Source organism: Bacillus sp. ISL-18 (assembly GCF_018613415.1).
In the GTDB taxonomy this organism is placed as follows: domain Bacteria; phylum Bacillota; class Bacilli; order Bacillales; family Cytobacillaceae; genus Neobacillus.
Genome location: NZ_JAGGQG010000002.1, coordinates 332,327 through 345,517, shown reverse-complemented (window position 1 = coordinate 345,517; position 13,191 = coordinate 332,327). Strand labels below are relative to the sequence as shown.

General features: G+C 36.3%; 10 protein-coding genes. 3 read left to right on the top strand and 7 right to left on the bottom strand.

Annotated features, from left to right (window positions below; genetic code table 11):
* Positions 1–23: 23 nt before the first annotated feature.
* The 6 genes from J7E81_RS01845 to J7E81_RS01820 all read right to left on the bottom strand — a co-directional run bounded on the left by J7E81_RS01845 (position 24) and on the right by J7E81_RS01820 (position 7,327).
* Entirely contained in the window at positions 24–416 is a 393-nt protein-coding gene (locus tag J7E81_RS01845; protein ID WP_215040405.1) for a YidH family protein, read from the bottom strand.
* A gap of 124 nt (positions 417–540) precedes the next feature.
* Positions 541–1,932, bottom strand: a complete 1,392-nt coding sequence (locus J7E81_RS01840) for an MFS transporter (RefSeq protein ID WP_215040404.1) — start codon at positions 1,930–1,932, stop codon at positions 541–543.
* Between the two features lie 71 nt (positions 1,933–2,003).
* Positions 2,004–3,401, bottom strand: coding sequence for a glycoside hydrolase family 1 protein (locus J7E81_RS01835; protein ID WP_215040403.1), 1,398 nt, complete (start codon positions 3,399–3,401; stop codon positions 2,004–2,006).
* Positions 3,402–3,468: 67 nt separating this feature from the next.
* Entirely contained in the window at positions 3,469–5,331 is a 1,863-nt protein-coding gene (locus tag J7E81_RS01830) for a beta-glucoside-specific PTS transporter subunit IIABC (protein ID WP_215040402.1), read from the bottom strand.
* Between the two features lie 271 nt (positions 5,332–5,602).
* The gene (gene licT / locus J7E81_RS01825; RefSeq protein WP_215040400.1) at positions 5,603–6,442 is read right to left on the bottom strand and encodes a BglG family transcription antiterminator LicT; all 840 of its coding nucleotides are present in this window, start codon (positions 6,440–6,442) and stop codon (positions 5,603–5,605) included.
* Positions 6,443–6,916: 474 nt separating this feature from the next.
* The gene (locus tag J7E81_RS01820) at positions 6,917–7,327 is read right to left on the bottom strand and encodes an Lrp/AsnC family transcriptional regulator (RefSeq protein WP_215041182.1); all 411 of its coding nucleotides are present in this window, start codon (positions 7,325–7,327) and stop codon (positions 6,917–6,919) included.
* Positions 7,328–7,457: 130 nt separating this feature from the next.
* Here J7E81_RS01820 and J7E81_RS01815 point away from each other — a divergent pair, with 130 nt between their 5' ends.
* Together J7E81_RS01815 and J7E81_RS30400 are read left to right on the top strand one after the other, a co-directional pair.
* Positions 7,458–8,225, top strand: coding sequence for an MBL fold metallo-hydrolase (locus J7E81_RS01815; protein WP_215040398.1), 768 nt, complete (start codon positions 7,458–7,460; stop codon positions 8,223–8,225).
* A complete protein-coding gene (locus J7E81_RS30400; protein WP_215041181.1) occupies positions 8,218–8,463 on the top strand; it encodes an ester cyclase in 246 nt (81 codons plus the stop codon). Before J7E81_RS01815 ends, J7E81_RS30400 begins: the two co-directional genes overlap by 8 nt.
* Before the next feature lie 749 nt (positions 8,464–9,212).
* Here J7E81_RS30400 and J7E81_RS01805 read toward each other — a convergent pair.
* The gene (locus J7E81_RS01805) at positions 9,213–10,112 is read right to left on the bottom strand and encodes a LysR family transcriptional regulator (protein ID WP_215040397.1); all 900 of its coding nucleotides are present in this window, start codon (positions 10,110–10,112) and stop codon (positions 9,213–9,215) included.
* A gap of 166 nt (positions 10,113–10,278) precedes the next feature.
* Between J7E81_RS01805 and J7E81_RS01800 the strand changes: the two genes are divergently transcribed.
* Positions 10,279–13,173 carry a 2-oxoglutarate dehydrogenase E1 component gene (locus tag J7E81_RS01800; RefSeq protein ID WP_215040395.1) on the top strand — a complete coding sequence of 965 codons (2,895 nt, stop codon included), beginning with the start codon at positions 10,279–10,281 and terminating at the stop codon, positions 13,171–13,173.
* The last annotated feature ends 18 nt before the right edge of the window (positions 13,174–13,191 follow it).

Below are 13,191 nucleotides of genomic sequence, written 5' to 3'. Positions count from 1 at the left end.
ATTACTATTAATTTACCCTCATTTTATGAATTAAATAATAAGAAAGACAGATACATAAAAATCAAAAAAACTAGGAGTGAAAATAAAATAGAAACAAATATGATAGAGTAGTTTGACGGATTAAAAAGTCCATCTTGGATTTCCCTTCTTTTCCTGGTGTAATGGATTGTTGACAAGACAGCAGTGATGAAACCAACAAGACAAGCAAAGATTCCAAGAAGTATGGCTAACGTATTAATTGCAGAATTAGAACTGATCTTTATGGTAAAATGTAACGAAGTTGTTAGAAAACCAACGCCTGTAATGGATATAGCAGTACGAATCCAAGCAAGATAAGTCCTTTCATTTGCTAAATGCTGCTGAGCATATTTTATATTGTCATCTTGTTTTCCTTTGCTTATTTTTAAAGCTTCCACCTATCTAACCTCCTTATATAAACCTAAAAAAATCTAATGAAGAAATATCAATAATAAGTACGTTTACTAAAATCAAAAAATAGCTACGGTGTAGCTATTTTTTTGCTATTACTTACCGAACATTTTAAGCATTCATTTTTTTAAGTCCACTAGTACCCTTTCCAACTTTGTTTTTTGCTATCAATAATATTCCTGATAATAAAAGAATGGACACCCCAATTAAAATGATGGTCATCAAATTAAGGTTCGTATCATTGACTCCGGTCGCAAACATAAGACCAAATACGCTGGAAGCCAAAATATTCCCCATAAATCTTGATGTCAAAAATAGACCCGAAGCCGTTCCCGTTTCCGCTTTAGAAACAAATGAATAGAGCAGCGTTTGTAAACCTATATTTAACATACCATTACTAAATCCAATGATGGATAACACAATAAAAATCCAATAAAGTGGTGAGCTATGTTTGATTGTCATTAAAAGGGCAACACCAATTACTCCAATAATCACTCCAATTAGTAATGGAGATGTAAACCCTGACTTTTCTATCCAACGCGTCGCAAGTGGTGTACTAATAATTGAAAAGATGGAAAGTGAAAGCATAATGAAACCCGTAAGCTTTGAACTGAGCATCAATTCTGATTGTAAATACATTGGCATCGAAAGCAGCATGGCAAAGAAAATCAATGTTGCCAAAATATATTGAATATACACAAATGAAATGTTAAGATTTTTCTTTAAAAGCATTACATCTATAAAAGGATCTTCCTTTCTTTTTTCAAAGAAGTAAAATAAAAATGTTAACGCTAAAGAGCCAATTAATGCCCATAAGCTTAAACCACTTTTTAATGTTTGCAAAAAATAAATCCATAAAGAGATGAGACAACCGAAAATAATAATCCCAATTCCATCCCACTTGAAAGTTTTGACAGCCATCGTTTCATCTTTAGGAATAAAAAAGAAACCCAAGATGGCAGAAATAATGATAATCGGAAAATTAACGTAGAAGATTACATGCCATCCGCCTAGGTGAATTAGCAGCCCGCTGATTGTCGGTCCAAATGCTGCCGAGGTGGTAGCACATACAGTTAGTGATCCGATTACTCTATTTTGATTTTTTTCGATATAGGATCGAACAATTCCCATTCCGGTAGGATATAGAGCGGATGTACCAATTGCTTGTATGGATCGCATTGCCAGCAAAAACGGCATATTTTGTGATAATGGGGCAGCAAAGGAAGATATACTTACTAATAGTAGTCCAGACAGAAAAATTTTTTTCCTGCCATAAAAGTCGCTCAATTTTCCAATAAGCGGTAAGAAAATTGCACAAACGATGAAATAGGAAGCGATTAACCATGTGATATCCTGTGATGTAAGAGAAAACTCACTTTTGATCTCTGGCATTGCTACCGTTATCATGGATGTATTTAATGGGTTTAATATTATCCCAAACGCGATAGCAGCAATTAATAAATTTTGACTTTTAACTAATGAAACATTTTTTGTTACTAACATAAATCATACAATCTCCTTTTGAGATACTATTTGATTAAATAGTATCTCAATCTCTTTTTAATAGTAATAAACTATAAATTTTCCCCATTTGACTCTATAACATTTTTATACCAATAGAAGGAATCTTTTTTTATCCGCTTAAAGGTCCCATTTCCTTTATCATCAACATCCACATAAATAAAGCCATATCGTTTTTTCATTTCACCTGTACTAGCAGCAATGATATCGATTGGTCCCCACATTGTGTATCCCATCACAGGAATACCATCAATTTCAATGGCTTTTTTCATTTCTTTAATGTGGTCTCTTAAATAGTCAATACGATAGGAATCATGAATTCCTCCGTTTTCTTCAACTTCATCAGCTGCTCCTAAACCATTCTCTACAATCATTAAAGGAATTTGATAACGATCGTATAAAAGATTTAATAAATAACGGAGACCCATCGGATCAATTCCCCAACCCCAATCACTCATTTGTAGATGGGGATTCTTGTAACCTGTTTTGACACCATTCAGCCCTTTAAAAACTAAAGGGGTATTTTTTCCTACCACGTGAGTCATGTAATAACTGAAGGATAGGAAATCAACCTTTCCTTTTTTCAAATCATCGAAATCACCGTCTTCGATAGGTAAAACGATTCCTTCACGTTCAAATTCCTTTAATTTATAGGCTGGATAATAACCGCGACATTGAACATCACTATAAAATAGCATTTTATGCATAAAATCATTCGTTCTCTGCATATCTTCCGGATCACAACTAGCTGGATAGGCAACGTGTCCGTTATACATCATCCCTACTTTATTATTAGAATCAATTTCATGCGCCATTTGGACAGCCTTTGCACTGGCTAAAAATTGATGATAGGCAGCTGTCATACGCACTTGCTCATCATCAGAATTGACTCCGCCAGCCATCCAAGGTTTTGTTGACATGACATTAATTTCATTAAAAGTAAGCCAATATTTCACTTTTCCTTTATAACGTTTAAACAGAGTTTCGCAATAACGTAAATAAAAATCTACTACTCTTCGATTCTCCCATGCACCGTATTTTAATAATCCTAATGGTGTCTCAAAATGGGAAATTGTTACTACAGGCTCTATTCCTGCTTGAAGGCATGTATCAAAGACCTCGTCATAATGCTTTAATCCATCTTCATTTGGTGTTTCTTCATCGCCATTTGGAAAAATTCTTGACCAAGCAATGGACATGCGATAACATTTGAACCCCATTTCAGCAAACAATACGATATCTTCCTTAAAACGATTATAATGATCGACTGCATTGTGGCTAGGATAATAGTTTCCTTCCACAACACCGTCTGTAATCTCTCTAGGAACACCATGAGCCGCTGCTGTCATCACATCTGCAGTGCTTAATCCTTTACCACCTGCTGAGTAAGCTCCTTCACATTGGTTAGCGGCAGTGGCTCCGCCCCATAAAAACTCTTTTGGAAAACCCATTATTCTAACTTCCTCTCTTTATATATTGGGATTGGGTGCCCTTACGAGCAACCAATCCCCACCATTATTAAGCTAATTTAAGTAAAGCTTCTCCTGGTTGTACATCTTTTCCTGTGATACTTAAAATATCGGCATAATCGGCTGAGTTTGTTACAATAAATGGCGTAATGACTTGATAACCTTCATTTTTAATTGCATCAATATCAAACTCTAATATTAAGTCACCTTTTTTAACTGTTTGTCCTTTTGTCACTTTTGGCGAATAATGGCGACCTCCTAATTTAACTGTATCGATTCCGACGTGAATTAGAATTTCTGATCCATTTTCACCAGTAATGCCTATTGCGTGATGTGTATCAAAAAAGGCTGTTACAGTGCCATCAATAGGAGCAAAAACTTTTCCTTCTTCCGGTATAATCGCTACACCTTTCCCTAAAATCCCCTCCGAGAATACAGCATCATCTACTTCTTTCAGTTCAACTGCTTTTCCTTTGAGAGGTGAATAGATTACATTATCTGAAATAACATCTTTTTTGTTTTCTGTTTTGTTCGCTATGGATTCTTCAACTGGATCCTCAATACCAAGAATATATGAAACAATAAATGATGTAGCAAATGCTATGGAACAACCAATAGCTGCATAAATTAAATTTGTAAAACCGCCCGGTCCAATATAACTAGGTAATGAGAAAATACCTGGAGAAACTTGAGCGTATCTTCCTACACCCATGATACCGATAAACAGACCTCCAACTCCGCCACCAATCATGGTAGCAACTAATGGTCTTTTGAATCTTAAACTAATACCATACATTGCAGGTTCTGTAACACCAACAACCGCTGTAATACCAGCCGAAGAAGCTAATTGTTTAATATCTGAATTCTTTGTACGAAGGGCGACAGCCAATGATGCTGCACCCTCAGCAATATTTGAAACCATCATTCCTGGGCCTGCAACTGTATCAAAGCCTTTTGTTGCAAGCATATTCATACCGATAGGAATAATACCGTAATGCATCCCTGTCATAACCAAAAACGGCGTAAATGTACCCACTAACGTTGGGACTAACCAGCTCACATGAGCATTCAGAAAAGTAATGCCCATTCCAAGTACTAGACCCAGATAATTTCCTAATGGTCCAATAACGATTAATGTTGTTGGAGCTACGACAATTAAAGTAAATAACGGAGCAATAACAGTCTTAATAGAATTTGGTATAATCTTTTCCACAAAGGGTTCAACATAAGACATAAACCAGATAGCTAAAAGAACCGGAATAACTGATGATGCATATGAGACAAGAGGAACTGGAATTCCTAAAAAATGCAAATCGGTTCCTGCAGTTTTTGCAGCATTCGTCATGGTAATGAACGTTGGATGCACTAGAATCGCACCGATAGCCATTGCCGCAAATTGATTGACTTTAAACTTTTTAGCTGCAGAGGCTGCTAATAGGATAGGAAGAAAATAGAAAGCTGCGTCTGCCATAAAGTTTAAAAACAGATAAGTTTGTGATTCAACTGTCACCCATTTAAATGCCATTAACAATGCAAGTACTGCTTTTAACATACCAGCACCCGCAAGAGCTGGTATGATAGGGAAAAAACTACCGGCAATTGTATCTAATACTTTGCTGATTATTCCTTTTTCTTTTTCTTTTTCATGATTATTGCTTGAATCATCAAAATCTCCTAATGCTACAAGCTCTTTATACACATTTTGGACATTGTTTCCAATAACGACCTGATATTGTCCACCTTGATCAACAACACCAACAACACCTTTCATATTTTTAAGCGTCTGAGTATCGGCCTTTGTACTATCTTTTAAATTAAATCGTAAACGTGTCACACAGTGTCCTACTGATGAGATATTTTCTTTCCCGCCAACTTTTTCTAAAATAGTAGCTGCTAGATTTTTAAACTCCATATTTTTTTCCCCCTGTTTTAATTTCCTGATAGATTTTCCCAAAATAAAACCCACCAGCAAAGGAAAGAAATCAACAAATGATTCCTTTCGTTTACTGGTGGGTATAGCCGCATCGCGTAACAATCCCACATAGCAAATCGCTATTTATTAATTTTCCTTTTTTTTCAAAAATAAAACCCACCAGTTAAGGAAATCAAAATAGGATCTCTTTCCTTAACTGGTGGGTATAGCCGCCTTGCGTAACAATCCCACATGCGAAGCCTGTTTAATGTTAAACACTTTCCGCAATTACTCTTCTTATGTGAACAGCAAGATAAATAATTTCATCTTCTGTCAATTTACAATTGAGTTCTTTTTGAACATATTCATCAATTCGTTTCGCACATTTATATTCATTCGGATATTTTGTTTTGATCACATCTAAAAATCCTAAGTCATCTTTGATAACTTCTTTTCCTTTAGATAATCTTCTAACAAAGTATTTTAAATGTGTCATAAACCTGTCATAGTGTATGGAACTTTCATTAAGTTCTGTACCATAATGGTATTTCACTATATCCATTATTTTTTTTTGTCTCCGAACTAGTTCCATTGTTTCTTGAATCTTTACTGTATCATCCATTTGCGCATTAACTAGATGTAATGCAATAAACCCTGCCTCAGAATCATTAAGTTTTACATCATGTCTTTTTTCGATAATTTTCAATGCTTCTTTACCGATTAGATACTCATGATTATAAAACCTACTAATTTCCCATAACAAAGCGTTTCTTACTGTCTTCCCCTTTTTAGCACGATCAATTGCATGGTAAATATGATCTGTTAAACCCAACCAAATGGTATCATCTAACTTTTTATCCAAGGAATTAGTTGCAAATTTAACAATTTCATTGGTTGTTTGAACATATGTGTAAGGAATATTAGATAGTAACACCTCTAGATAATTACCATTTTCTTCTCCTTCAATCACATAAATTCTTTCAATTAATGATTCATCAATGAAATGATTTTTCTGCTTTTTAAAACCAAGACCTTTTCCCATGACTAGTGCTTCTTTACCATCTTTATAGGAACGTACTAAATTATTGTTAATAACCTTATCTATCTTCATAAAAACCATCTTCCTCCAAGGTTATACAATAATGAATCTAAAAAATAATATCATAAATGGTATAGCCTGCCTTACAGTAACTATCCAAATAATTTTGATAGTGCTATTTTATATCTATCTGAAAACGATGTCAATAATATATTTCTTGCAATTTCAGGAGATAGACTAAATGAAATTTCTGTAAAAGTGCGAGTTAAATGTCCAGAAGATATAAAAAACAGTGAGGACAATTAGTAGGACAAATTTAGACTTAATAAATAAAAGTGGGGGCTTCTTCTACAAATATTAAAGGAACTGCTGCATTTAAAGTGGACAAGATATTATATTAGAGAGAGTAAACGGTGTGTTAAAACCAACATTAGAATTTGATCGTTTATCTACGTCCAAATTACTGCATTAAAAAAGTTTGGCAGAGGACATCCTGAAGCATGAATGGGAGGTCCTTTTTCATGCATAACCGATATACTACTATAGCTATTTACTAATAACAATCGATAATTTATAGTTTGCATGCTCGTTTAATTCCTCTAAAAATTGATTCATTAGTTCATTGGATGGAAATTTACATTCGAGGAGATAACAACCATCTCCACTGATTTTATAGTTATTTATTAGATAGTTCTCTTGTGTTTTTATAAACGTCAAATATGGCTGATGATTAGTGCTTTGTGTCATGATAGTAATAAAAGCTTGTATATAATATCCCAATTTGACTTGGTTCACTTTAATGGTATAACCCTCAATAATTCCATTATCCTCTAATTTTGCCACTCTTGCCGTCGTAGCTGGTCCAGTCAAATGTACTTTCTCACCCAATTCTTTCATTGTAATCCGACTGTTTTTAGTTAGTTCCTTCAAGATTTTCATATCCGTGTTATCTAACATATATTTAATTCCTTTCATAAATAAAGTCAAACCTCCAAAAGACTTTATTTAATCTATGTATCCTCTTGGGTCCATAGTTTAGACTATACATTGTTTAAAGGAAATTTCAAAGATAAAGGGGTTATAAAATATGAATATACAACAAATTCGTAATGCAACAATAGTTGTTGAATATGCGGGGAAAAAGTTTCTAATTGATCCAATGTTAGCAGAAAAAGGGAGTTACCCACCTTTTCCAAATTCATCAAGACACGATCAAAATAATCCATTGGTAAGTTTACCAACATCCATTGACAATATTATTCAAAATATTGATGCTGTCATTGTCACTCATCTGCATTTAGACCACTGGGATGATGTTGCTAAAGAAGCATTGCCAAAAGAGATCAAAGTATTTGCACAAAATGAAGAGGATGCAACAGAAATTCGAAATACTGGTTTCCAAAATGTAGAGGTTTTACAACAGGATACAGTCTTTGAAGGTATCCAATTAGTTAAAACAAAAGGCGAGCATGGGAGAGGCGAAATCTTAAAACATGCTGGTCTAGTATGTGGTGTTGTCTTCAGACACCCATCGGAGAAAATTTTGTATGTTGCCGGTGATACAGTATGGTATGAAGCAGTTCAAGAAGTAATCGACTCACAAAAACCAGAAATTATTGTCGTAAATGCCGGTGATAATCAATTCTTTCAAGGCGGTTCCCTAGTCATGGGGAAAAATGATGTCTATGAAGTGTACAAAGCTGCTCCAGATGGAAAAATAATTTGTGTCCATATGGAAGCTGTAAACCATTGGGGATTAACCAGAGAAGAATTAAAGAGCTTTATTACTCAAAAAGGAATTACTTCTAATGTTTTAGTGCCAGAAGACGGAGAATCATACACATTCAATAAATAATAGACAAGCTAGAAAGAAGAGAAAACCGTGTCGATTTAGGCTAGGTGATCAAGAAGCAGTGTATTTTATATTTGAAGGTACTCACACAGGTATCCCATTTTTCAGTATTACTTCAACCGGTAGTACCGTTAGGTTCTCTCTTATGATGTTTTTACGGTTCAAAAACGGCAAAATCATAGAGAAAAGATCACATGTTGATGTAAATGATATTCTCAGCCAGCTTGGTACTACCTTTTAAACCCTTCACGTCAGAATGGCTAATCAAAGACCCTTTTTAGGGTCTTTTTGGTTATTAATCCAATATCTATAAATTAAAGTAGTAATTCGGGTTTTAATTTCCGAAATAAACATCATCGTGTTTAACTTCTTCCATAACTTTATTAGAACTTTTTCTGTGAATAAAATATTGGGAAATATGGGTTTAAATTCGAGATTATATTATAGTGCTTGAAAAAACACCAGCATAGATACCATCTAAAAGAAAACAGATGGAATCGTTCGCAGTGAAACTGCCTATTTTAGAATACTATCTTACCCTAGTGGTAATTCGTAAAATGCAATCAGCGAATTAACACTGCTAATGAAAGCTGAGAGAATTTCTTAATAGATCATTTTTTTGAATATTACGATATATCAAGAGCTGTGCATTTTATATTAGATATCCAGTTCAATAGTATTCCTGCAAAAGGGAAAGGTCATTTCATTAAAGAAAAAACAAGCATCTAAAAACTAGTGCTTGTTTTAAAAGGAAAACCTTTAATAGCTATAAATGGAGCACAATAATTCTGTATTTAAATTAGGCGGGCTATCAGAGCCCCCTCGATGAAGGTAGTTTAGGTTCATTGTTAAATATCCAAAAAAAACTATTGAAAACTCTAAAAGAGGAAGGAAACACTTATTACAAAAATAACGACCAGCGTTTTATTTTAGTTGATTTAAAATAAAACGCTGGTCGGTCTGAAGCGATTCTACTAGGGATATTCACTTTTATTTTATCTTTGTACCAGTATATTTCCAATCAAAATTTTCGATAAAATGTACGAATGCCTTAACGACATTCCATTCTAGGGATTCCTTATGATAATACATCCACGTTCTGCGCAATATAGGATTTCCTTCTTGATCTGTTATAAGGACTTTGGATAAGTCTTCTATGCCATTAAGTACCCTGCTGGAAAGGATACCATATCCTAAACCATTTATCACCATTTCCTTACACGTATCAACTTGGTCGACCTCTATACCGATAAAGGGTGCTTGTGCATAATTTTCAGCCCACCAATGATCAATGGTTGATTTTAATAAGTAATCCCCTCTATATTCAATTCTAGGAAGACGAGGAAGATCCCTAATTTCAATCTCATCCTTTGAAGCAATGCAAATGGTTTCCTCAAATAATTGATGTGTCGATAACCCCCTGCACCCATAGTCTCCCCGAACAAAACCGATATGAACATCTTTATTGTGTATAAGTTGGGTTACGTCTCTGCTCCACCCCGTAATCACTTTGAATTCCACATGGGGAAATTGGCTTTTAAACAGTTTCAAAATATAAGGAAGTTCATAATTCGCAAAAAAATTAGATACCCCCAATTTCAACGTACCTACCACTTTATCACTTTCGTTATTACTCATATTTTGGACATTTTCTTTTATCTTCTCATAATGAGCAAGGGCCTCCTCAGCACATTGGACAAGATATTCTCCTTGTGGGGTAAAATGCACGCCACGACTTTCACGGGTTACGATTGTAACCCCCAGCTCTTCCTGCATATGCTTTAATCTACTCGTTAATGCAGGTTGAGTAAGAAATAATAATCGAGCTGTTTTTGTAAGATTTTTTTGATTATAAAGTACCTTCAGTATTTCCCAGTCACGGTAATCCATTGTCCCACCCTGTAATGATATAAAGATTTTTTATAAGTAAAAATAATTTTTTTCAATTTTATTTATTTTCATTATTGCATTATCCTTATCCTTAATCAATGTTAATTACTTCTATAACCTATCCAAATATTATTATACGAAAACTCAATCATGGGGGTATTCCAGAATGGGAGAACAGGAAAATCAACGAAATCCATGGAGGAAATTGAATGGTCCAAACCTTGGCTATGTAATCGAACAATATGAGCGCTATATGAACGGTATAGATACTGTCGAGCCAAAATTAATAGAGTTATTTAATACATGGGGATCACCCTTGTCTTTTGAGACAAGTCAATTGAAAGAAAATATCGAACATGGATCTGTTATTCCAGATAATTCAGCAGATATAGAGAAAGTGATCAAAGTTGTAAAACTTCTAGAAGACATTCGCTCACATGGACATTTAGCGGCAAATATGAACCCTTTAGAAGGGAATGAAAAACACCGTGACTTGTTCAACCCTGAAAAACATGGGATAAGTGACTACGACTTGAAAGCGATTTCAACTAAACTCGTTTGGAAGGATACACCTGAAGGCGTTCAAACCGCTTGGGATGCGATAAACCATTTAAAGAATCTTTATACCTCTACACTAGCCTACGAATTTAACCATGTTGATAATATGGACGAAAAAGCATGGTTAACTAGGATCGTGGAGACAGGGAGTATACACCGCTCCTTATCGAAAGAAGAACAAGCAAACCTATTAAAGAGTTTGACGGAGGTGGAAGGATTTGAACAATTCTTACATAAAACCTTTGTCGGTCAAAAACGATTTTCTATTGAAGGTGTAGACATGCTTGTACCTATGCTAAATGAAGCGATTCGCGAAGGTGTCGGGGATCAAGTACAAAATATCCTCATTGGAATGGCTCATCGTGGCCGCTTAAGTGTCTTGGCACATGTTTTAAATAAACCATACAACAAGATTTTCTCTGAGTTTCAGCACTCTTACGCCAAACAACAAGGACCATCGGAAGATTTAGTCGATATTAGTGAGGGTTGGACAGGAGATGTGAAATACCACTTAGGGTGCAACCGGTTCGTCGAGTGTGACAGTCCCCTTCGTACACGGATTACCTTAGCGAATAATCCGAGTCATCTTGAATTTGTCGATCCAGTAATCGAAGGGTTTACAAGAGCAGCCCAAGAAGAACGTCAAAAAGCAGGATATCCCAAGCAAGATGTTAAGAAAGCATTTCCGATACTGGTCCATGGCGATGCTGCATTTCCAGGCCAGGGAATTGTATCGGAGACTTTAAATTTAGGTGGATTAAAAGGATATCAAACGGGCGGGACCATTCATATCATCACGAACAACATGGTCGGCTTTACGACAGATAGCCATGATTCTCGTTTTACGAGATATGCGAGTGACTTGGCAAAAGGCTTTGAGATCCCAATTGTGCATGTAAATGCGGATGATCCAGAAGCTTGTCTGGCAGCTGTTCGTCTTGCCTATCAATACCGTGCCCGTTTCCACAAGGATTTTTTGATTGATTTAGTCGGATACCGCCGATTTGGCCACAACGAAATGGACGACCCTGCGGTCACCCAGCCCCAGGTTTACAAGAAAGTTACGGGCCATCCAACGGTAAAAGCCTTATATTCCGAACAGTTGAGAAAGAAAGGTATTTTGAATGAACAAGAGGTCGAACAAATCAATCGTAGCGTGCAAGAAAAGCTCCAAGCGGAATATGACCAAGTGTCAGAGACGAAGAATGATGAGCGAACGGCAGTTGTAGAGGTTCCTAAGGTTATCACGAAAGGAATTCCGCAATTGGAAACAAATATACAGCTTAACACCCTTTGTGAATTAAATCATGAATTGCTGAAATGGCCGGAAAACTTTCACGTTTATCCAAAATTAAAGCGGATTCTGGAACGCCGTGAACTAGCACTGGAGGAAAATGGGAAAGTAGAATGGGCGGTAGCAGAAGTGCTGGCATTCGCGACATTGTTAAAAGAAGGCACACCGATCCGGCTAACAGGACAGGATTCTGAGCGTGGAACGTTCGCTCAGCGTCACATTGTGCTGCATGACACAGAAACCAACGAAACCTATTCACCCTTGCATCATCTAACGCAAGCCCGCGCTTCGTTTGCGGTGCATAATAGCCCACTGTCTGAAGCGGCTGTTGTAGGTTTTGAATATGGCTATAATGTCTTTGCTCCTGAAACACTTGTCATATGGGAAGCACAATACGGTGATTTTGCTAACACAGCACAACCTCTGTTTGATCAATTTGTTTCATCCGCTAGAGCTAAATGGGGACAAAAGTCAGGGCTTACTCTTCTTTTGCCTCACGGTTATGAAGGCCAGGGTCCAGAGCACTCCAGCGCACGTCTTGAACGCTTTTTACAGTTGGCGGCAGAAAACAACTGGACAGTAGCAAACTTGACTAGTGCTGCCCAATACTTTCATATTTTGCGCCGGCAAGCATCCATCTTAGGAACAGAATTCGTCAGGCCGCTGGTCATTATGACACCAAAAAGTCTGCTTCGTCATCCGCTGGTCTCTTCTCCTGGCACTGCTCTAAGCGATGGCAGTTTCCAAACGGTTGTGGAACAACCAGAGCTCGGAAAAAGGAGAGAAAAAGTGAAGCGGCTCGTGTTAGCGACTGGTAAGATGGCCATTGATCTGGCTGCTGAAATTGACTCAAGTAAAGAAATTCAAAAATTAGACGAAATACACATCATTCGTATTGAACAATTGTATCCATTCCCGAAGGAAAAAGTAGAAGATATTTTAATGCGCTATCCGAACCTGAAGGAAATCGTTTGGGTACAGGAAGAACCAAAGAATATGGGAGCATGGCATTATATTGCCCCTACCCTCTTTGAATTTGCTTCCGGCAAACTGACAGTCGGTTACATTGGACGACAGGCGCGTTCAAGCACGGCAGTAGGCGATTCAATCGTTCATAAAAAGGAACAAGAACATATTGTCCAACAGGCTTTGAATTTTCATATTTTAATAGATACGCAGATACAAGAAAGAGATTTAGTTAGAAGCTAACAATGATCAACAGCAAAT